Origin of the sequence: Dyella sp. (assembly GCF_051962475.1) — a bacterium.
In the GTDB taxonomy this organism is placed as follows: Bacteria; Pseudomonadota; Gammaproteobacteria; order Xanthomonadales; family Rhodanobacteraceae; genus Dyella_A.
Genome location: NZ_JBQCCF010000033.1, coordinates 1 through 20,807 on the forward strand (window position 1 = coordinate 1; position 20,807 = coordinate 20,807).

Sequence of the window (20,807 nt, forward strand, 5' to 3'; positions counted from 1 at the left end):
ATAATTATATTTTTGTGGGTTGTGTTTTTTTAAAAATTTTCCTAATTGTTTTTTTGTTTTTTTTTTTTTTTTTTTTTTTTTTTTTCTGTTTTTGGGGCCCCCCTCGGCGATATCTACGGCTGGGCAGGCGCTGGCAATGACGGCGGGCCATCGGACATCTCGGTCCCATGGCCGACGCGATGGATGGGCGGAAATCCGTATCCGCCCATTCGGTGGGAATCTCCTAGCGACGGTCCTCGGCTCAGGCCGCGCTGGCCTGCGCGACCAGCCCGCGCACCACGGTGTCGATGGTCACCGCGCCGCGGCGCTGCTCGTGCGTGCCTTCGAAGGCGATCCAGCCTTCGTTGAAGCCGTCGAGCATCTGCATGCGCGAGAGCGGATGCTGCATGCCCATGGCGCGGAAGCGCGCTTCCCATGCGCTGCGCGGTATCGGTTGTGCGTGCACCGGGTGAGCCAGGGCGGCCCTGAAGGCGGCGGCCAGGTCGTCAGGCGAGACGGACGCCGGGCCGGACAGTTCGACCACCCGCATACCGTCCCAGCGTTCCTGCAGCAGTTCGGCGGCGACGCGGCCGACGTCGGCGGTGGCGACCATCGGGATGGCCCGGTCGGTGGGCTGCAGGAAGCTCGGCAACTCGCCGTGGTCGCGCGCCGGCGCCACGTCCCACGCGCTGTTCTCCATGAACCAGCCGGGACGCAGGAAGGCGACCGGCAGGTCCAGCGTGCCGAGCGCCCGTTCCATCAGGCCTAGCTGGTTGAGCAGGTTCGGCTGGGTCGCCTGGGCGCCGATGGTCGACAGCGCCACCACGCGTTGTGGGGGCGTGGCGAGCAAGGCTGCGTGGACGGCGTCGACCACCGCGCGTGATTCGGGATAACCCGGCGCCGGATCGAACACCGGCGGCAGCAGCACGAACACCGCCTCCGCCCCGCGGAAGGCCGTGGTGAGCGCGATCGCGTCATCCATGGTCGCGATGGCCACGTCGCAGCCGGCGGCCTGCCACGCCTGGCCCTTGGCGGCATCGCGCACGACGGCGCGCACCGGCAAGCCCGCCTGGAGCAGGATACGTCCCACGGCGCCGCCGACTTGGCCGGTGATTCCGGTAATCGCATACATTAGGGTCTCCTCGTCGATACGCGGCGGTCGCCGCACGAGGCACATTCTCGGCGTCGCCTGCGCATTACGCGATAACATGAGTGTCATTTCATCAATGACATAAAGGCATGTGCCATGGGCTTCGACGAGCGCATGTTGAACGGCATGAGCGTGCTCACCGCGATCGTGGACGGCGGCAGCTTCGCCGCTGCGGGCGAGTCGCTGGACATGTCGCAGTCCGGCGTCAGCCGGGCGGTGGCGCGGCTGGAAAGCCGGCTTGGGGTGCGGCTGTTCGACCGCACCACGCGTTCGGTCTCGCTGACCGACGAGGGGCGTCGGCTTTACGAACGGATCGTGCCATTGCTGGCCGGGCTGGAGGAAGCGGCGGGCGACGTGGCCGAAGGCGCGGCGGCGGTGCGCGGGCGCCTGCGCGTCAGCGTCGATCCCTACTTCTCGCGGCTGATACTCGGGCCGCAGCTGGGTGCCTTCCTCGCCGCGCATCCGCAGTTGCAGCTGGAGCTGCTCACGCGCGACCGCCTCGGCGACATCGTCGCGGACGGCTTCGACATGGCAGTGCGTTTCCACGAGCCGGTGGCCTCGTCACTGGTCGCCCGTCATCTGCTGGCGACGCGCATCCTCACCGTCGCCGCGCCGTCCTACCTGCGTCGGCACGGCACGCCGGCGACACCGAAGGAGCTGGAAACCGGCGACCACGTCTGCATCCAGTACCGCGACCCGCTCACCGGGCGGCCGTTCGACTGGGAGTTCCATCGAGGCCGGCGCATCACCACCGTCGCCACGCGCGGCCAGCTCACGGTCAACGACGTCGGCACCCAGCACAGCGTGTGCCTAGCCGGCCACGGCATCGCCCAGGTGATGGCATGGGGCGTGGAGCCGTTTTTGCGTAGCGGGAAGCTGGTGCAGATCCTGCCCGAGTGGGCGGACGAGCGGTTCTCGCTCTACGCGCTGTATCCCTCGCGCCATCACCTGCCGATGAAGTGCCGCGCGTTCCTGGATTTCGTGGTGGGCGTGGTGGAGCGGATGGATGACGCCGCTCAGGCCGGGAATTGAGCGGTCAGCAGTTCCAGCAGGCTGCGCAGTCGGTTCAGCCGTTTCAGGTCCTTGTGGTAGCCGAGCCAGGTGTCGCGTGACGGCGGCGGCTCGCCGAGGTCGATCCGTTTCAGCTCGCCGAACGCGTCGCCCAGCGCGGTCGGCAGCACCGCCACGCCGACGCCTTGCGCACAGAGGCGCGCCTGAGCGTCGCGGCTGTTGCTGGTGAAGGCGACACTGGCCTCGGGCAGGTGCTGCTTCAGCCAGGCGACGTCGGGCATACCGCCGAACGCGGCGTTCATGGTGACCAGCCGCACGCCGCGCCCACCCTTGCGCGGCCGCGGCTGGTCGCGGTGTGCGTAGAGCGCGTAGGGCATGCGCAGCAGTCGGCGCGAGATCACGTCCGGCTCGTCGAATGCTTTGATGCGAAACGCGAGGTCGGCCTCGCGACGGGCCAGGCTGTACAGGCGCGCGTCGGCGAGCAGTTCCACCGTCACCGCGGGATGCCGCCGGGCGAACTCGGCCAGCACCGGCGTCAGCACGTAACTGCCGAACCAGTCCGAGGCCGCCAGTCGCAACTGGCCGCTCAGGGTGCTCTCGCGACCGGCCAGTGCGCGCTCGAAGGCGAGTGCTTCCTCCTCCATGCGCTCGGCGCTGACCATCACCGCCATGCCCTCGTCGGTAAGCACGAAGCCGTCGGCGGTGCGCTGGAACAGCGTCTGCCCTACCGATGCCTCCAGCGCGCGCAGGCGCCGGCCCATGGTCGGCTGGGTCTGCCCGACCGCACGCGCCGCAGCGCCCAGCGAACCCTCGCGTGCGATGGCGAGAAAGATGCGTACGTCGCTCCAATCCATCGCCGGCTCCGGTGGTCACAATGCATGCATTTTTGCATGGATAGAAAACGGAAATGTCGATTTCCATGCACATCGATCGGGTCCACCATGCCTTACACCTTCCTGATGGAGACCTCGCCATGAACCCGATTCCCAACACCATGCAAGTCGCCATTGCCGAACAGGTCGACACCCCGCTGCGCCTCGTGGAACTCGCCGTGCCGGTGCCCGGCCCGGGCGAGGTGCTGGTGCGCGTCGCCGCTGCCGGCCTCAATCCTTTGGACACCAAGATCCGCGCGGGCAAGGCCGCCCACGCGAAACATCCGCTGCCGGCCGTGCTCGGCATCGACCTGGCCGGCACGGTAGTGGCGCTCGGACCGGACGTGAGCGGCTGGCACATCGGCGACGCCGTCTACGGCATGACCGGCGGCGTCGGCGGGGTGCAGGGCTCGCTGGCCGAGTACGCCGCGGTCGATGCCGCGCTGCTGGCGCCCAAGCCGGCCCACCTCTCCATGCGCGAGGCGGCGGCGCTGCCGCTGGGCTTCATCACCGCATACGAGGGGCTGGTGGATCGCGCCCGCGTGCATGCCGGCCAGCGCGTGCTGGTGCACGGCGGCGCCGGCGGCGTGGGCCATCTGGCCGTGCAGCTGGCGCGCGCCCACGGCGCCGAGGTGTTCGCTACCGGCAGCGCCGCGCAGAAGGCGCTGATCGAAGGCTATGGCGCCACCGCCATCGATTACGCAACCACGCCGGTCGCCGACTACGTGCAGGAGCACACCGCCGGCGAAGGCTTCGACGTCATCTACGACACGGTGGGCGGCGCCACGCTGGACGCCTCGTTCGAGGCCGCGCGCCCGTATCAAGGCCACGTGGTCAGCGCGCTCGGCTGGGGCACGCACGCGCTGGCGCCGCTGTCCTTCCGCGCCGGCACCTATTCCGGCGTGTTCACCCTGCGCCCGCTGCTTACCGGCCAGGGCCGCGCCCACCATGGCGAGATCCTGCGCGAGGCGACACGACTGGCCGGGCAGGGCCAGCTGCGAACGCATCTGGATCCACACCGCTTCCGCCTCGCCGAGGCGGAGCAGGCTTATCGGCTGATCGAGAGCGGCGCGGCGGCGGGCAAGGTGGTGGTGGACGTGGCCGCTTGAAGCGACGAAGGCGCGGCGCGAGCGGCGCCTTCGTCGGCCGCACGGACGATGTGCGGGATCTGGCCACGCGCGCTGCAACCCGCGCACGTTACCGCCGGAACCACTGCGGCGAAGGGATGGCTTGGTCGATCGCCCAATGCATCGGCCGACGCCCGGCAGGTGGTAAGTTCGGCGTCGCCCATCCACGGGGTTATGGGTTAGGGCCGCCGTGCCGTCGCTCTTTCGCCGCCGTCCAGGGAGTTCATCCATGCGCCAATCCATCGTTCGCTTCGCCGCTTTCGCGTTGCTCGCCATGCTGGGCGACAACGCCCTGGCCGCCGAGCCCGTCACCTTGCACACGGCCGACCAGGTCACCGTCTACGGCACCCTGAGTAAGGCCCGGGCCGACAACGACAAGGTGCTGCTGCTGTTCCATCAGGCCAGCGCCAGCCGCCACGAGTACGACCCGTTGATCGCCCGGTTCAACCAGCTCGGTTACGACACGCTGGCGATCGACCAGCGCTCGGGCGGCGAGCTGTTCGGTGGTCACAACCAGACGGTATCGGCGCTGGGTAAGTCTGCGGACTACCTGCAGGCTGCGCCGGATCTCGACGCCGCGCTCGCCTGGGCGCGCGACCGCCACTACCCCACCATCGTCGCGGTAGGCAGCTCGTATTCGTCGGCGCTGGTGATCCTGCTGGCCGCGCGCCATCCGCCGGGGCTTACCGCCATCGCCAGCTTCTCGCCCGGCGAATACTTCGACGACAAGAACCTGATCAAGACGGCCGCGGCGAAGGTGACCGGGCCGTTCTACATCACCACCGGCCCGGACGAGGCTGCCAACGTGGCAGAAGTGCTGCGCAACGCGCACGGCGACAACGTCACCCACTACCAGCCCAAGGTGGGCGTCCACGGCGCCTCGACCCTGGTGAAATCGCGCGACCCGGCTGGCTATGCGGCCAACCTGCAGAGCTTCGAGCAGTTCCTGCGCGAGGTGGGACGGTAGCCGGGGCTAACGATCTGGCCGGAACGATTACGGCCAGAGGCGTCGAGTGAGTGACGTTCCTCATGGCGCTGAGGTAAGTATGCGTCCGCGGGCGTGGCCTGAAAGATCACCCCATTCCGCCCCGCATTTTGCAAGCGATGGCGCTAGGTTTCCGAGCGGCCGGTGCCCTCGCGGTTGCCCGGGTAATGGTGGGTGAGCGGAAACGGCGGCAGCCAGCTCTCGCGGCGGACGGTCCAGTTCTCGTAGGTCGGCATCAGCTGGTCCGGGGCATCCAGTGCTCCCAGGTGCACCTCGATCTCATCGCCGTAACGGGCGAAGACCGACGAGCCACAGCGGGGACAGAAGAAGCGTCCGCCGTAGTGCCGTGGATCTCCCAGGATCGCCACGGCCGTGTGCGGAAAGATCGCTGCCGCGAAGAACAGCGCGCCGTGGTGCTTACGGCAATCCAGGCAGTGGCAGAGGCCGACCCGATAGGGGCGGCCTGAGGCCTCCAGACGGACGTCGCCGCACAGGCAGCCTCCCGTGAATCGTTCCATGTGCCGTCTCCGCGAAAAGCATCGGGCACGCATCATCCCTGCGGACAGGTCGACGGCAGATCAAGGCTTGGAGCAGACGCAGGCCCTGGAGCAGGTATGCGGGGAGCGTATCGCTGGCGATGCCCTCATCGCGGATGTCCAGCCGACAGCCCTCGGCGCGCAGTGCTCGCTCATGGGTGGGGGCTCAGGGAGGAGTCGCTTGCGTCTGCCTGCTGGCTCCTTAGGAGAACAAGCCAACCGCAAGCTGCGCCCAGACGAGCAGGAGCACCAGCAACACGCCCGCGACCACCAGCCGCCGGCTCCACGCCGATGTCGTCAGGCGCCGGCCGACGACGATGGCCGTGCCGGCGGACAACAGAAGCACAGCGCCGACCACGAAATCCCCGGCCGTCCAGCGCACCTCGTTCGTAAAGTGCATCGCCACGAGGGGTATGCACAGCAACAACGCCGTGACGAGCGGCACGACGCACAACGGTCTGATCCAGGAACGAGCGTGCATGGGTGGGCTGCCGTCATGTGGGTGGGCAAAGCGTAGCGCGACCTCGCGCACCGCTCGTGGCCGGCCCATCGCCTGGAGCTGGCAGAACCGGGTCCAGATGAGGCGCCCGGGAGCGCCCCCGCACGGCAGAACGGCCGGCTCGTTCAGCGCGCGGGATGCCCGCGCTCTTCCATCAAGCGTGTCAGCTCGGCCACCAGGTCCTGGCGCGTAGCCGGCGCATCGAGCAGATACACCTGCACATCGTGCGGGGCCACGCTGGCCTTCAGCGTGCCGTGGTCCGCCACGGTGATCGCCTTGCCCCCGAACGCCGGCTTCCACTGGCCGGGTTGCAGCTTGTCGCTCACCTCGAACGTGGCCGGCTGGTCGCCTTTGTTGAGCAGCACGAGGGCGATCTGGTGGGCGTCGCCCTGCTGGTAGACGCGGTAGAACGCGGCCTGCTGACCGGCGAAGCGGATGGGTAGCATGAGGCCGCGCTGCAGGGCGGGCGTGCTTTCGCGCAGCGTGGCGATGCGCTTGAGTTGCTGATAAATCGGGCTCTTCGGTGCCGCGTCGATGCGCGCCTGGCCGAAGTAGTTGCGGTTGCCCTCGTGTTCGGCCTTGCCGCGCTCGAAGCCGGTTTCCGAGCCGTAGTAAATCGCCGGGATGCCACGCGTGGTGAACAGGAAGTTGTTTGCGTCGATGAAGCCGTTGTCGCTGGCGTTGAGCCGCGCCATGTCGTGATTGTCGTAGAAGGTCACCAGTTCGTACGGATTCTGGTACGGGCCGTTGGTGAGATAGAGGCGGTCGAGGATCTGCGCGTAGTCGCTGTCCGGGTGCTCGAACACGTCGCTCATGCGGCCACGCAGCGGGAAGTCGAGCACGCTGATGGAGCCGCTCGAAGGCCAGGTGAATTTGCCGATGTTGTCCGGGCTGTAGTCGAACGCCTCGCCGTACATGAAGAAGCCCGGGTGCCTGGCGCGGATGCGGTCGCTGAACTGCTTCCAGAAGGCGGTCGACATGTGGCTGATGGTGTCGATGCGGAACGCGTCGCTGCCTTCGTCGATCCACTGCTCGTAGGCGCCAACCATGTAGTCGAGCACGGCGGGGTTCTGGTCGTCGTTGTTGGACAGCTGCACCAGGTCGTCGTACGCGTGATAGAAGCGGTGCAGCGGGTTGCGCACCGGATCGAGCTGGTACGGCGGCAGGTTCTGCTCGTCGGCGATGAGCTTGCCGTTCTTGTCGAAGATCTGCCCGAACTGCGGTTGCTTGACCGGCATGGTGAAGGCGGGCGAGCCGTGGTTGACTACGATGTCCTGCACCACCTTCAGTCCCGCTTGGTGCATGCCGGCGGTGAACTGGCGGTAGTCCAGGTGCTTGCTCGGCAGGTGCTCGTCGAGCTTGTAGAAGTTGACGCCCCAATAGCCGTGGTAGCCGGTCTTGCCGCGGTCGGTGAACTTCGAGCCCCAGCTCACCGGGTCGCCGCCGGTGAAGGCTTCGTCCGGGTTGTCGACGATGGGCGTGATCCACACCGCGCCGAAGCCCATGCCCTTGATGTAGCCGGCGTTCTCCAGCACGCCCTGAAAGTCGCCGCCGAGGTAGCCGATGTTCGCGCTCTCGCCCTTCGGTGCGCCGGGTACCGGGATGTCCCAGGTGCGATGCGCGCCGCCCTGGTCGCGATGGTCGTTGGATGGGTCACCGTTGACGAAGCGGTCGGTGAGCACGAAGTAGATCGCGTTGGATGCCATGGGTGCGTCGGTGCCGACGAAGACAGGTTCGCCGGGCGGCATGGAGGCGTGGGCCAGGCCGCAGCCGAGCGTGGCGACAAGGGCGGAGAGCAGACGCTTGGCGATCATGTGTCGGTTTCCGTGTATCGGTGACTTTTAGGAGCCCGCTCGCGGGCGTTGCTCCTGCTCCTGATCCACATCGAAGCAAACGCGAAAAGCATCGCTCGCGAGCGGGCTCCTACACAGGGGTGGAGAAAATCAGGCGGCTTCCATCCGCGGCACGCGCAGCGTGCACAGGCCGGCCACCAGCAAACTGGCGCCGCCCAACCCCAGTGCCCAGATCGGCTGGTGATGGAAGAACAGCTTGAGCAGCACGCCGAGCACACTGGCAGCCATCAGTTGCGGGATCACGATGAAGAAATTGAAGATGCCCATGTAGATGCCCATCTTCGCGGCGGGAAGGTTGTCCGAGAGCATCGCGTAGGGCAGCGACAGGATCGACGCCCAGGCAAAGCCCACGCCGACCATCGAGGCGATCAGCCAGTGCGGGTCGCGGATGACCAGGAACGAAAGCAGGCCGAGGCCGCCCAGCCACAGGTTCACCAAGTGGCTCATGCGCAGCCCGCAGGCGCGCACCAGCAGCGGAATGAGGATCGCGGCGAGCACGCCCACGCCGTTGTAGGTGCCCATCAGCACGCCGGCCCAGTTCGCGCCTTCGTTGTACGCGGCCGAGGTGGTGTCGGTGCTGCCGTAGAAGCGTTCGGCCACGGCGGGCGTGGTGTTGATCCACATCGCGAACATGGCGAACCAGGAGAAGAACTGCACCCAGTTGAGTCGGCGCATCGGTTTGGGCATGCCGTACAAGTCGCCCATGATCTGGCGCAGTGCGCCCTGGTTGTGGGTGCGGCTGAGCCACACGAACAGCGCGCCGAAGCCGACCAATCCGCCGGCCAGCAGGTACAACTCCTTCTCCAGGTCGTAGTGCTGGATCAGCGCCAGCAGCATCGCACCGAGCCCGAGGAACAACGCGCCGACCCGCCACGCGTCGCCCACCGCCACCGGCGACTCGTTCACATGGGCATCGGCAAAAGCCTGCAGTTGCTCTGGCGGGTATTCGCGGGTGCTGAGGATGGTCCACAGCATGGCGCCGAGCAGCACCGCCGCGCCGGCGTAGAACGCGTACATCACCGAGTGCGGCACCTCGCCGGGCGGCGCGGTGTTGGCCACGCCGAAGTGAGTGAGCACGTAGGGCAGGAACGACGCCACCACCGCGCCGACGCCGATGAACACGCTCTGCATCGCATAGCCCAGCGGCCGCTGCTTCGGCGGCAGCTGGTCGCCGACGAAAGCGCGGAACGGCTCCATCGACACGTTGAACGAGGCATCCATGATCCACAGCAGGCCGGCCGCCACCCACAGCGTGGGCGAGTTGGGCATCGCCATCAGCGCGATGGTCGCCAGCACCGCGCCGGCGAAGAAGTACGGCCGACGGCGTCCGAAGCGGTTCCAGGTGCGGTCGGACAGGTAGCCGATGATCGGCTGCACGATCAGCCCGGTGAACGGCGCGGCGATCCACAGCACCGGGATCTGGTCCACGTTCGCGCCCAACGTCTGGAAGATGCGGCTGACGTTGGCGTTCTGCAGCGCGAAGCCGAACTGTATGCCGAGGAAGCCGAAGCACATGTTCCAGATCTGCCAGAACGACAGTTCCGGTTTTGCCTTGCTCATCGTGCGTTGCCCTTGTCCGCGGAAGCGCCCAGCGGCGCGATCACCATCCCCTTCACGTCTGCCGCGTTGAGCGGGCCGTCGCTGCCGCCCACGCCGCCGGTGTAGTGGGCGAAGTGGCTGAGGTAGCTCATGTTGAAGCCGTCTTCCAGCGAAAAGCTGCAGTGGGCGCCGGCCCGGGCGGAGAACTCGCCCCAGGTGGAGCGCTGCTCGCGCACGCTGTGCGGCATCACGATCGGCACGCGCTGCTCGGCGGCGCCGTCACAGCGGATCGCCAGCATCTTCACCGCGGCGGTGATGCCGGTGTTGATCGGGCCGTGGTCGTTTGAGTAGTTCAGCGATACGCGGTAGTCGCCGTTGGTCGGTGCTGTCCACGTGCGCGGCCAAGCGCCGTCGATCGGCCGGCCTTCATCGGCGCAGACGGCCGGGCTGTGCAGCGATTCCAGCCCATTGTCGCCAACCCGGGTCGCGCTGACGCAGGTGAGCGTGCCGGTGCGCGGCAGCGTGCCGGTGCCATCGATCGTCTGCGCGCGGTTGCCGTTGACGTACAGCCGCAGCTTGCCGTCGCCCTGCACCTTCCAGGTGCGGCCGTCCGCGCCGAGCGTGGGCGCCGGCGGCGCCTCGGGCGCGTACAGCGGGGCGTCGGTGCGCAGCGGCGCGTCCTTCACGGTAATCGCCTTCAGTTGCACGGTGGTGGTGTGGCCGTGGGTCGACGTGTGATCGGCCACCAGCAGGTTGCCCGCGCGCTGCGCGGGCAACTGCAGCGTGATGCTGCGGTCGGGCAGGGTAAGCGAGATGCTTTGCTTGTCGCCGAAGAGCATCGGCACCAGCGAGGTGGGCAGCTTGGGCTGCACGCTGCCGTCTTCATTGAGGCCGAACACGCCCTCGGTGACCACGGCGAAGTACGCCGCCACCGACCACAGCTGGCGCGGCGAGTTGACCACCGGTCCGCTGAGCTTGCCCTCGTCCACGTGCTGGCCTTGGGTGAGCAGCTCGTAGTTCTCCATGTTCGAGCCGTACAGCGCTGCACCGCGCATCACCGACTCGATCTCGTGGGCGATGCGCGCGGGCTGGTTCACCTCGCGCGCGGCGCGCAGCGCGTAGGCGCTGACGAACGGCCAGATCGCGCGGTTGTGGTAGATCGGCTGGTCGCGGCGCTCGGGCCACATCACCGGGCTGCCGGCCGGCCACGTGGGGTAGTTCGCCAGCGTGCGGGAGGCGCGATCGCCGTCGGCCACGCCGCTGGTGATCGCCAGCGCGATACCGAGCAGGTCGTAGGTGTCGTTGGGCGTGCCGTCGCCACCGAGGAAGCTCATGTACATGCCGCGATCGGCGCGCCAGAAGTATTTATTGATGGCGTCCTTCAACGCCTTCGCCTGGTCGGCGTAACCGGCGGCCGCCTTGGCGTCACCGTGCTGGCGCGCCATCGTGGCGGCCATCTGCAGCGCCTGGTAATGCAGCACGTTGGTGGACAGCGCGAACGACTGGCCGATGAAGGTGACCTCGTCGAAGGTCCACGCCGGATAGCTCTGCTCGCGCCAGTCCATGAAAGACGTCTCGCCGCGGTACAGCCCGAACTTCGTGTCGAAGGCGTACTGGCGATCCTGCGCCAGCGTGTCGCCGAGTGCCTTGTACACGTCGGCGGCGAAAGGCTTGTCGCCCAGCAAGTGCTGCGCGCCGAGGAACCACACTACGCGGTCGGTGCTGATCGGCCAGCTGCCGCCCGAGCCGGTGTCCTGCATGACGTAGAGGCCTTGCGGTGCGCTCGGCACGCGCACGTCCGACAGCTTGAAGGCGAGGCCGTTGCGCGCGCGGTCGGCGTCGAAGCGCCACAGGCCCAGGTCGATCGAATACGACAGGTCGCGGGTCCACACGTACGGCCACTTCAGGCCGGTCTCGAAGCAGTGGCAGGGGATCGGCTGGCCGTGGTCGAACGCGCCGTCGCGGATCGCGGTGACCGAATCCTGCTTCAGGTCGTCCTGCGCCATCGCGAACAGGCCGTTGAACAGGGGGCTGGCGGTATCGACGGCCAGCGGCTGCTTGCCGACCACGCGCTGGCCGTAGGGCCAGGCCACGGTGTACGCGCCTTGCGCATCGGCACTCACGCTCACGTGCACGCCATGCCAGTCCAGTCCGTCATGCCAGGCCGGCGGTGGCGCCAGCGCGGCGGCCATCGAGGCGGCCAGCAGCGCGCTCAACATGCGCGCAACCCGCGCATGGCGTGGGGAAGGGTCAGGGTCATGCTGGGTCTCTCCTCGGACGATGCAGGCGTTCGTTATGTCACGCCGCGGCTACCCCCGCATGCTGCAGTCGCAACATGCACCCGCACCGCGAGCGGCCGAGCCCCCTGATGCTAGGTAGCATCGCAGTGCAGCAACCAGCGGCTGCATACGTATTCATGGGCATGGCGACACGTGGGCAAGCGGAGCCCACGCGCCATTGCGACACGCGCGAGGCACGGCATGTCTGGCGAGGCGCGGTCGGCCCCTCGCTCCATGGCCAAAGCGGATACGGCTGGCCGTGCAGGGAGGTCTGCTATCGACTCGGGTACAGATCAAGCCCCCGGTGGCATGGAATGGGGGCGCCCGGCGGTATGTCGCATGGCCGACTTCGTGCACTCGTCGCGGCAAGCAGCCCCACCGGGCCGACTCCAGCGGATCGGAGACGAATCCAGCACTGGCGGCAGTTGCCGTAGGAGTCGCCCCCCCCCACCCGGGCAGCAAGATGTATTGCGGGCGAGCGACACGAGGTCACCTCAGTTGGTCGCACCCGGAGCAGCGGCGGTGCTGCTGCTGGCGGCGGTCGCGGCGACCCCGCCGATTCCCGGATCAGGCGCCACCGGTGGAATTTCCAGGCTCGGGTTCTTCTGCTGGGCCTCCAGCAGCTGGATGTGTTGCTTGACCGCGTCGAGGCGGCTGCTGGTCGTGCGCAGATCGTCGCTGAGCGTCGCGGTCTGCTGCTTTGCCTGGGCTTGCTGTGCGGCAACCAGGCGCGCCTGTTGCTGTTGGTACGTCAGGTCGTGCTGAAGCGCCTGCAGACGCTGCTCGTTCAGCGCCACCATGCGCTCGGCATAAGCCTTCTGGGCCTGCAAGCGCAGGGCGTCCAGGTCCACCGTGGCCAGGCTCTGGGTCTGCTCGGCGAATGTACGGTAGAGGGATTCGGCGTTGTCGTAGGAATCGGTCTGGATGACGCGCCAGAATTCCTTGGCGTGAAACAGCACTACGAAATACCCCAGCTTCTCCGACTGAAAGAGCAGACTGGCGCCATAGGTACCGTTGTATGTCGTCCGCAGCTCGGTCAGCTGGTGGGAGTCGATGAGCTCGTGCAGCGTTTCCATCGTTCCGGAGGGAAGCTCGGACGGCGCCACGCTGTGTTTTTCAGCAGGCGCGGCGGCAGTCGATGCGGGCGTTGCCGGTGGCACGCTCGCGCAGGCGCCCAACACGGCACAGACAACCAGTACGAGGGCTGTCGATGCTGGTTTGCCAAGCGATATCGCACTGCGGTTCATTGGATGGTTCCCCTGTGTTTCATTGGTTGCATGATGTGAGTTGCCAGCCGAGCCGTCGCCTGCATTTGCGGTGTGCATCGAAGGCCGTCTGACGCATTCTCTTGGTCGATGCGCGGTCAGTACACCAGCTGTGCGCCGGCGTTGCAGCGGGCAGACATCAGCCTCACGTCGGCCGATCCCAGCTCGATGCCCAGCGGCTGAAGCAGCGGGCTGACCAACTGCGTATCAAGCGTGTCGAACAGCGGCACCAGCACCGGACTCAAAAGCGACGTCAGCCCGTTGAGCAGGGCGCCCAGGTCGATCCCAAGCGGAGTTCCCAATAGCGTGTCGCTGGTCTGCAGGTTGGTCGAGCCGAGCAGGCTGCTTATGACGTTGCCCAGCCCAATCGTCGGCGAGTCGGCGGTAGACCAGGTCATGCCGGCCTGCTGGCCGATGGGGAGCGCCGGATCCACGCTGAAGACATGGGAAGGTGGTGGCGTCGATGCCGCAGACAGGCTGACGGACGACTGCAGGTTCAAGGTGGCCACCGGAATGCCCAGGAGATTGACGTTCACCACGGGCACGGCCTGTCCGCCGGCGATGAGAGCCGGCCAGCTCTGCTGGGTGTTGTTCATGGCATCGCTCGACAGCTTGCCCACATAGGCATTCACCAGCCCAGGCGCCGCGGCAATGGTCACGTCATTCCGCGTGCTGCCATTGTCCTGGGCGCCACACTGGATCGCGGTCAGCGTGGCCGTGGCAGGAGCCACTTCGAGATACAGGGGGATGTCCAGCAGCGACTGGTTGCCGGTCAGGGCGGTGCCGCTTAATGCCGTCACGGACAGCGACATTCGTACCTGCGCCGTGTGCGCGGTGGTGCCTACCGGTCCTACGCCGATCTGTGGCGGTTCGATAACGGTGAGTGAGAGATCGGCGTTCGCTACGCCGGGAAGATTGACCGCCAGCGCGCGCAGCGTCACGGCGTTCTTGCCGTCGGCTGCCAGCAGCGCACCGGACAGGATGTCCAGCGCACTGACCTGAGTGTCGAGTGCGACGTTGGGGTCGTCCGTATGGGCCTGGACGTTGAGGATGTCTCCCAGCGCGATGGTAGTGGTGCCGATCTGCGCCTCGATGGCGGCGACCTGGCTCTGCACGAGGTTCATGTCGATGGTGGCGGCATCCGCGCTCTGCGACAGCGCCTGAACGTACGCATCGAGAAACTGGCTGATGCTCACCTGGGTGCCGAGCACGCTGCTGAGCGTTCCAGCGTTGATGCCCAATTGATCGACCAGCCCAAGCAGTGAGATATCGGCATTAGCGATGCCGTTGTAGCTGAGCAGTTGCAGCCCCAGTGAGCTGTCCAGCGCCGAACCCAGCAACTGGTTGAGCGCCGAGGTGGGGCTGATGCTGGCCAATCGCGACCCCACCGAGAAGGCGGCGACGGGTGGGCTATGGATGGCAACTGCGGTCGCGCTGACGCTACCAATCGGGAGGCTGTTCCCGAAGATGGGAAGCACAGGGCGCTGGGCGACGATCTTCACCGCGTTGGCCGGCGTGCCGCCAGCGGCGGGCGAGACGAAATGATCGGCGTTGGCATTCGCCACGGGTGCCCAGGTTCCGCATGCGTCGATGCTCAGCGTCCCGCCGAAATGATTGTCCTGCGTGGCGTTATTGCTGGCGGACTGAATGGAGCTGAGACAGTCGGGGAGGTGCTGCGCGCCGGAGAGGGCCGCCAGGTCGGCGACCTTCTGGGTGTCTCGCTTGGCCCAATACAGGTAGCCGACCTCAACCAGGCCAAGCATGCCGATCAGCCCGAGCAGCATCAGCATCATCGGGATGGACATGGATCCGCGTTGGCGGGCGTGGCCAGTGGGTCGCCCACCGGTTTTGGCCGCCGGGAGGCGCAAGGTCGCGTATGAGCGCCTGGCCATGTCGCTACCTCCCGCTGTCGCCGTTCTTGCCGACCGTGGTCTTGTAGAACTCCGGGATGGGGTGCTCGAAGCTCTTCAGGTAGCGCCGGTAGCTGGCGGTCGCTTCGTCCCCCAGCATGGGCAGGTGCGGTCCTGACCGGCTCGCGCTGACCTGCATCTGCAGCAGATGGCGCGTGGCATCGCCGGGTTCGGCGGCGGTGAAATCCTCATCCCTGGGCGCGGGCGTGGCGATGGTCGGACCGTGCGGTGCCGTCGCGGTGGTGCCGTCTGGGATCACGCTCGCCAGGGCGCGCTGTGGAGGCGTCTTGAGATCCCGGTGGCTCATCATCGTGCCGGTCAATGGCTCCTGCTGCGCGAGCGTGGGGCCGCTGAAAAGAACCATCAAAACCAGCGTGGCCAGAAGGCAGGGGTAGGGCAGGGCGGGGCGCATCGTTGTCATGGGCGGGCCTTGTAGGCGGGAGTGGATGAGCCAAGGCGATCCAGCAGGCCGCCGGGTATGCCAGCCACGGGGCGAGCCGCGGCGGGGCTGGCGACGCCAGCACCTGTAGATTCCGGCGATCCAGCGTTGGCTGCGCTGCCTGATCGCGCCGCGCGCAGTTGCCAGGCCGAGCGGCGCACCGCGTCGCGTGTTACCTGAGGCAGGTCGGCGCGCTTCATGATCTCCTCCGCCCCTGACTCGTTGCCGCTCAACAGTGCCCAAAGCGCAAGGTTGGAAACGGCCTGGACATTGGCGGGATCCAGTTCGGTCGCTTCGGCGAGTGGCTCATGCGCTGCCGCGATGTCGCCGGAGCACAGGCGTGCATAACCGAGATCGCTCAGGTAGGCGACATTGGCCGGTTCGAGCTGCACGACCTTCAGCAGATCCTGCACGGCCTCGGCATGGCGCCCTTCGGCCGCAGCGATCAGGCCCAGCCCATGCCATGCCGCAGCAGCCTCGGTTCCCTGGGTCAGCCCCCGGTAGATGCTTTGCGCAGCGACGCGTTGCCCGGTTTCGCGCAGCGCATCGGCCTCAAGCCGACGCAAGGCTGGGGAGTCGCCGAAGCGCAGCCGAAAGGCATCGATGTGCGCAAGCGAAGCGTAGTAGGCGCCTTGCTGCTGCATCTTGCGGATCAACCCGAGGTACATGGTGCGGTCGCTATTGACTGGGGCGGCCGGTGCGGCGAGGGAGGGTTGCAGATCGTGGCGCGGATAGCCTCCCAACGTCCTGCCGCACGCGCACAGCAGGAGGCAGGCGATGAACACGGTTGTCGTCTGGCGGGCGATCATGGTCAATGTCCCTTGAGTTTGACCATCGTGTCGATGAGTGAAATGGCCGCCGGCCCCGCCAGCACCAGCATCAGCGCAGGGAGCAGGGTAAGCATCATCACAAGCGTCATCTTCACCGAGAGCTTGCCGATTTTTTCCTTCATGGCCATGCGGCGCTGTTCGCGAAGGCGCTCGGCAAACTGGCGCAGCGGCTCCTGCACCACGCCTCCATGCTCGTGCACTTGAACGATGATCTGCACGAGGCTCTTCAGGTCCTCGTTGCCGAAGGCTTCGGACAGGCGCCGTAGCGACTGCGCGCGCCCCCGGCCGTGGATGTATGCAGTATTGGCGGCATGAATCTCGCGGCCGAGCAGCGGCACGATCACGCCGAACCGTTCGTCGATCATCTGCATGCTCTGGTCGATGCTGAAGCCGACACCCTGGAGCAGGCGTAGCAGATCGATCAGCAGCGGTAGCTCGTCCTCGACACGGCGGCGCAGGCGTTTGGCCCAGGCATCGAGACCGAACTTGGGCAGCAGTACACCAAGGCCAAAGCCCGCGAGCAGGGTAATGAAGGCGCGAACACCGGTCGGGTGCAACCACGCGGCGGCCAGGATCGGCAGTGCCAGCGCCAGCGCCAGGCGCATGCCGAGGAACACGGCTCGGCCGGAGAGCGTGTTGGCGTTGATCTGGTCCAGCAGGAGGCGGTCTTCCGACGCCAGCAGGATCCGCCCCAGGCCCCCGCTCTCGAAGCGGTGCCCGAGGGCCTCCAGCCAAGCCAGCCCGTTTCGCCACCAGGGGCCCGTCTGGCCGGCACCCGACGGCGAAGCATCTGCTGACCGCCGATCCAGGGCACGTTCCAGCGCCCGCGCTTGCAGCGCATCGCGCTTGCGTTGCAACAGCAGGCTCGCGCCGAACGACACGGCACCCAGCAGCGAAACCAGGCAGGCAGTGGCCCAAAGCAGGCTGGTATTCAGACGATGTACTCCTTCGACGAGCCGCTGGCGAAGAGGGGCGAATGCATCAGAGGGATTTCGTCATGCGGTAGAGAATGAAGCCACCGGTGAGCTCCAGCGCGAGGGCGATCAGCAACAAGCGATGGCCGAGCGGCTCGGTGAACATGGGCTTGAAGAACGCCGGGTTGAACATGGTCATACCGACGGCGACGGCTACCGGGAGCAGACCCAGCACCCAGGCCGACAGCCGGGTCTCCGACGTGGTTGCCTGAAGTTCCTGGCGCGCCTGCGCCAGGTCGCGCATGAAATCGCTCATGCGCTGGAGGATCTGATCCGCGCGGCCGCCGATACGCATGCCTGTACCCAGTACCACGTGCAGCAGCTCGAACTCGTGCAGGTGGTAGGGGCGCGAGGCCAGATGCAGTGCGCGATCCAGGTCATGTCCAGCACGCACCGAAAGCAGGGTGCGGTCAAGCACGGTCCGCAACGGCGACTGCACGGTCGCCGCCGTGCTCTGGAACGCCATGGGCAGGCTGTTGCCGATACTGGTCAGGCGCACCATGCCATCGAGGAAGTCAGGCAGCTGACGCAATAGCCTGCGGCGGTGCTGCTCGATGCGCGAGCGAAGCCAAAGCCAGACCATGCAGCCGAGCAGGCCCAGCACCATCGGCATCGCCCAGGCACTGTGCAGTCGCCACCAGCCCGCCAGCGCCAGTGCCATGCACGGCGCGGCCACCAGCACGGGCACGCGTAGCCCCGTGGGCAAGTCGGCGCGCAACAGCAGTGCATCGGTGGGAAGAGTTTCCAGGCCTCTGGTCGTCGAGGCTTTTACCGTGTTCACCGGGGAAGAGGGGCCTGTCGTCAACTGTGCTTCGACATGCGCGGCGCTGCGGCGCTGCCGCAGCCGCGCCGAACTGCCCCACCAAAGCTCGACTGCACCTGCGAGAAGCAGGATGGCAAAGCTGAGCAGGGCCAGAGCATGGCTCACGGTTGCCGTCCCTCCGCCGCCTCGCGCAGGAACTGTCGGAACGGCTCGAGCTTTTGCGTGTGCGGATGAAAGCCAAGGCTTGGCCAGCGGCTCTGTTCCTTGCCGTCGAGGTCGGTAAAGGTTTCATGCCGATACATTTCCTGGGTGGTGATCAGGTTGTCGCCCACCCCGGTGACCTCTGTGATCGAGGCGATCACGCGCCGGCCGTTGCTGAGCCGTGCGATCTGAATGATGAAATCCAGCGCGCTGGCGATCTGCCGGCGCAGACTGTTTTCGCTGCCCTGAAAGCCAGCGAATCCAGCCAGCATTTCCAGCCGGTACAACGCGTCGCGCGGGGAGTTCGCGTGAATCGTCGACATCGAGCCATCGTGGCCGGTGTTCATCGCCTGGAGCATTTCCAGCACTTCTGCGCCACGCACCTCGCCGACCACGATACGGTCGGGGCGCATGCGCAGGCTGTTGCGTACCAGGTCGCGGATGCCAACCGTGCCGCTGCCGTCGAAGCCGCCCAGCCGGCTCTCCAGGCGCACCACGTGGGGGTGGTTGAGCGCCAGTTCGGCGGTATCCTCCACCGTGATGACGCGCTCGTTGTGGGGGATGAAAGTCGCCAGGGCGTTCAGCAGCGAGGTCTTTCCGGAGCTCGTGCCGCCGGAGATCATGATGTTGCAGCGACTGATCGCTGCGCCCTTGAGCAGCGCGTAGATCGCGCGATCGAAGGCGCCGCGCTCGAGCAGGTCGTCCGGCGTGAAAGGATCGCGCCGGAACTTGCGGATGGACACGCTGGGGCCGCCGACCGAGAGCGGCTCGATGACGGCATTGAGCCGACCGCCGTTGGGCAGGCGGGCATCCACCATGGGATTGGATTCGTCCAGGCGGCGGCCGAGTGGGGCGAGAATCCGCCGCACGATGCGCAGCAGGTGATTGTTGTCGCTGAAGCGGGCGTACTCGCGCTGCAGAGTGCCACCACGCGACACATAAACGTCGTCGAAGCCGTTGATCAGGATGTCCTCGACATCCGGGTCCATCAGCAGGTCCTCCAGCGGGCCGTAGCCGGTCAGTTCCTTCATCAGTGCGCCGGCCACCTTGCGCATTTCGGTTTCGTTGACAGGAATGTGCCACTCCTGCACGAACACGGATGTCTCCGCATCGATGAACTTGATGACGGTGTCCTGCGCCCACGAGCCGATGTCCAGTCGCTGGTCCTCGATCCGGTTGAGCAGAAACTCGTGCGCTGCCGTCAACACGTCATGGAACTGCCGCGTCTGTTCGAATGGCACGCCCTCGCCGTCCAGCTGTGCCGCGACGTTGGCGCGCCGGACTGCAGCCGATAGCCGTGGATTGTCGGGAGTCAGGATGCTTTCCATCGGCGACCTCTCATACGGAGCAAGATGTGTTTCCACCACGGCATGGCAGATGTTCCCTGCACGCTGTGCGCGCAGATGCGTAGCCTGGCCAGCAGCGGAGTCAGCGCCTTCAGGTATGGATCCTTCGGTGCGACCTGCTGGAGCAGGAGCCCCTGGTTCGCGCTGGCGCGCAGAACGCGCTGGCGATCGGGAAGGTTGGCCAGCAGCGGCAGCTGGAAGCGCTCGGCCAGGCGGTTGGCAGCTATGACGCAATTGGTATCGTGGTGGCTGATGACTAGCGACAGGCGTTGGTCGCGCAGCCCCATTCGATCCAGTTCGCACAGGCAGTGGTCCAGCGAGACGACCGATGCGATCGCCTGGTCGGCGATCAGCCAGATCTGGTCGGCCGCCAGCAAAATGCCGGGCGGGATGCGTTGAACCTCCATGCCGCCCACGTCGCACAGCACAAGATCGAACATTCCCTGCAGACGTTTGACGAGTAGGCGCGACTCCGCCGGATCATGCCCGGGATCGGCGGACCCGATCGGCTGCGTCATCACCGTCAGGCCCGTGGCGTGGTGAGGCAGCGCGGTGTGGATCAGGGTCGAGTCGATGCGATGCGCGTTGCGCAGGGCATCCTCGTAGTGAAAGTTGCCTGACACGCCGAGGTAGAGCGCGGCGTCGCCCTTGGGGTGTCCCAGATCCAGCAGCAATGCGCGGGAGACCTCGCTGGCCGGTTCCCCTGTCGCCACGGAAGCAACGGCTTGGGTGCCCAGGTGCGCCGCCAGCGTACTGGTGCCCATGCCGGGCCGGACGCCAAGCAGCACCACCAGCTGTCCCTGCGGGGCGGGCGACGCGGCCGTCTGCTCGGCGTCGGTCGAGGCGTGCTGCAGCGCCTTGTGCAACAGCGCAGCCAGCTCCTCGTCGCTGGCGTCCATGTCGATGTAGTCGCGCACTCCGGCGCGCAGCGCGCAGAGCACGCCGGAGGCGCGGTCGGTGCCGGTCGAGCCGACGCCGAACAGGGCGACTTCCGGGGCGACCGATGCCAGTTGCCGCGCCAGCGCCATTGAGGCACTGGTCGCCTCAGCGGCGAAATCGAGCAGCATGAGCTGACGGCGCGGCTGGTGTTGCAGCCAGCGCTCGGCAGAGAACTGGCGGCTATCTTCCCAGTGCACCGATGCGAGATCGCGCAGTCGCGCGGCGAGGCGCTGGGCGCGGGCCGCGTCCGGCGAGTAGAAGGACAGGTCCACGCGCGGCTCCATCTTCCGGTTCGTGGCGATTGATATGG

18 protein-coding genes are annotated in these 20,807 nt (G+C 66.8%); 3 read left to right on the top strand and 15 right to left on the bottom strand.

Going from position 1 to position 20,807, the window contains the following annotated elements; all coding sequences use genetic code 11:
- Positions 1–241 precede the first annotated feature (241 nt).
- A complete protein-coding gene (locus ACTHJF_RS07220) occupies positions 242–1,111 on the bottom strand; it encodes an NmrA family NAD(P)-binding protein (protein ID WP_440266523.1) in 870 nt (289 codons plus the stop codon).
- Between the two features lie 114 nt (positions 1,112–1,225).
- On the opposite strand from ACTHJF_RS07220, the gene ACTHJF_RS07225 reads away from it, so the two are divergent.
- The gene (locus tag ACTHJF_RS07225; protein WP_440263639.1) at positions 1,226–2,161 is read left to right on the top strand and encodes a LysR family transcriptional regulator; all 936 of its coding nucleotides are present in this window, start codon (positions 1,226–1,228) and stop codon (positions 2,159–2,161) included.
- Here ACTHJF_RS07225 and ACTHJF_RS07230 read toward each other — a convergent pair.
- Positions 2,146–2,994 (bottom strand): LysR family transcriptional regulator, encoded by an 849-nt coding sequence (locus tag ACTHJF_RS07230; protein WP_440266524.1) that lies wholly within the window; start codon positions 2,992–2,994, stop codon positions 2,146–2,148. The two genes, ACTHJF_RS07225 and ACTHJF_RS07230, sit on opposite strands and share 16 nt — an antisense overlap.
- A gap of 119 nt (positions 2,995–3,113) precedes the next feature.
- Between ACTHJF_RS07230 and ACTHJF_RS07235 the strand changes: the two genes are divergently transcribed.
- Entirely contained in the window at positions 3,114–4,121 is a 1,008-nt protein-coding gene (locus ACTHJF_RS07235; RefSeq protein ID WP_440266525.1) for a zinc-dependent alcohol dehydrogenase family protein, read from the top strand.
- Between the two features lie 247 nt (positions 4,122–4,368).
- Positions 4,369–5,106: an alpha/beta hydrolase gene (locus ACTHJF_RS07240; RefSeq protein WP_440266526.1), complete on the top strand. Its 738-nt coding sequence runs from the start codon at positions 4,369–4,371 to the stop codon at positions 5,104–5,106.
- Positions 5,107–5,249: 143 nt separating this feature from the next.
- On the opposite strand, the gene ACTHJF_RS07245 is transcribed toward ACTHJF_RS07240, so the two are convergent.
- The 13 genes from ACTHJF_RS07245 to ACTHJF_RS07305 all read right to left on the bottom strand — a co-directional run bounded on the left by ACTHJF_RS07245 (position 5,250) and on the right by ACTHJF_RS07305 (position 20,769).
- Positions 5,250–5,642 carry a GFA family protein gene (locus tag ACTHJF_RS07245; RefSeq protein ID WP_431636073.1) on the bottom strand — a complete coding sequence of 131 codons (393 nt, stop codon included), beginning with the start codon at positions 5,640–5,642 and terminating at the stop codon, positions 5,250–5,252.
- Positions 5,643–5,862: 220 nt separating this feature from the next.
- Entirely contained in the window at positions 5,863–6,141 is a 279-nt protein-coding gene (locus tag ACTHJF_RS07250) for a hypothetical protein (protein ID WP_440266527.1), read from the bottom strand.
- 143 nt (positions 6,142–6,284) lie between these two features.
- Positions 6,285–7,973 carry an alpha-amylase family glycosyl hydrolase gene (locus tag ACTHJF_RS07255; RefSeq protein WP_440266528.1) on the bottom strand — a complete coding sequence of 563 codons (1,689 nt, stop codon included), beginning with the start codon at positions 7,971–7,973 and terminating at the stop codon, positions 6,285–6,287.
- A 129-nt stretch (positions 7,974–8,102) separates the two neighbouring features.
- Positions 8,103–9,572 carry an MFS transporter gene (locus tag ACTHJF_RS07260; protein WP_440266529.1) on the bottom strand — a complete coding sequence of 490 codons (1,470 nt, stop codon included), beginning with the start codon at positions 9,570–9,572 and terminating at the stop codon, positions 8,103–8,105.
- Complete coding sequence (locus tag ACTHJF_RS07265) at positions 9,569–11,770, bottom strand: alpha-L-rhamnosidase-related protein (RefSeq protein WP_440266530.1); 2,202 nt, start codon at positions 11,768–11,770, stop codon at positions 9,569–9,571. The genes ACTHJF_RS07260 and ACTHJF_RS07265 overlap by 4 nt, the downstream gene beginning before the upstream one ends.
- A 554-nt stretch (positions 11,771–12,324) precedes the next feature.
- On the bottom strand, positions 12,325–13,077 hold the full coding sequence (locus ACTHJF_RS07270; RefSeq protein WP_440266531.1) for a DUF2968 domain-containing protein: 753 nt from the start codon (positions 13,075–13,077) through the stop codon (positions 12,325–12,327).
- Between the two features lie 116 nt (positions 13,078–13,193).
- A complete protein-coding gene (locus ACTHJF_RS07275) occupies positions 13,194–14,900 on the bottom strand; it encodes a pilus assembly protein TadG-related protein (RefSeq protein ID WP_440266532.1) in 1,707 nt (568 codons plus the stop codon).
- A gap of 91 nt (positions 14,901–14,991) precedes the next feature.
- Positions 14,992–15,426 (bottom strand): DUF3613 domain-containing protein, encoded by a 435-nt coding sequence (locus ACTHJF_RS07280; protein WP_440266533.1) that lies wholly within the window; start codon positions 15,424–15,426, stop codon positions 14,992–14,994.
- Positions 15,423–16,253 (bottom strand): Flp pilus assembly protein TadD, encoded by an 831-nt coding sequence (locus ACTHJF_RS07285; protein WP_440266534.1) that lies wholly within the window; start codon positions 16,251–16,253, stop codon positions 15,423–15,425. Before ACTHJF_RS07285 ends, ACTHJF_RS07280 begins: the two co-directional genes overlap by 4 nt.
- Positions 16,254–16,255: 2 nt before the next feature.
- A complete protein-coding gene (locus ACTHJF_RS07290) occupies positions 16,256–17,155 on the bottom strand; it encodes a type II secretion system F family protein (RefSeq protein WP_440266535.1) in 900 nt (299 codons plus the stop codon).
- 100 nt (positions 17,156–17,255) lie between these two features.
- Positions 17,256–18,176, bottom strand: coding sequence for a type II secretion system F family protein (locus ACTHJF_RS07295; protein WP_440266536.1), 921 nt, complete (start codon positions 18,174–18,176; stop codon positions 17,256–17,258).
- Entirely contained in the window at positions 18,173–19,540 is a 1,368-nt protein-coding gene (locus ACTHJF_RS07300; RefSeq protein ID WP_440266537.1) for a CpaF family protein, read from the bottom strand. The genes ACTHJF_RS07295 and ACTHJF_RS07300 overlap by 4 nt, the downstream gene beginning before the upstream one ends.
- A complete protein-coding gene (locus tag ACTHJF_RS07305; RefSeq protein ID WP_440266538.1) occupies positions 19,525–20,769 on the bottom strand; it encodes an AAA family ATPase in 1,245 nt (414 codons plus the stop codon). Before ACTHJF_RS07305 ends, ACTHJF_RS07300 begins: the two co-directional genes overlap by 16 nt.
- Positions 20,770–20,807 lie beyond the last annotated feature (38 nt).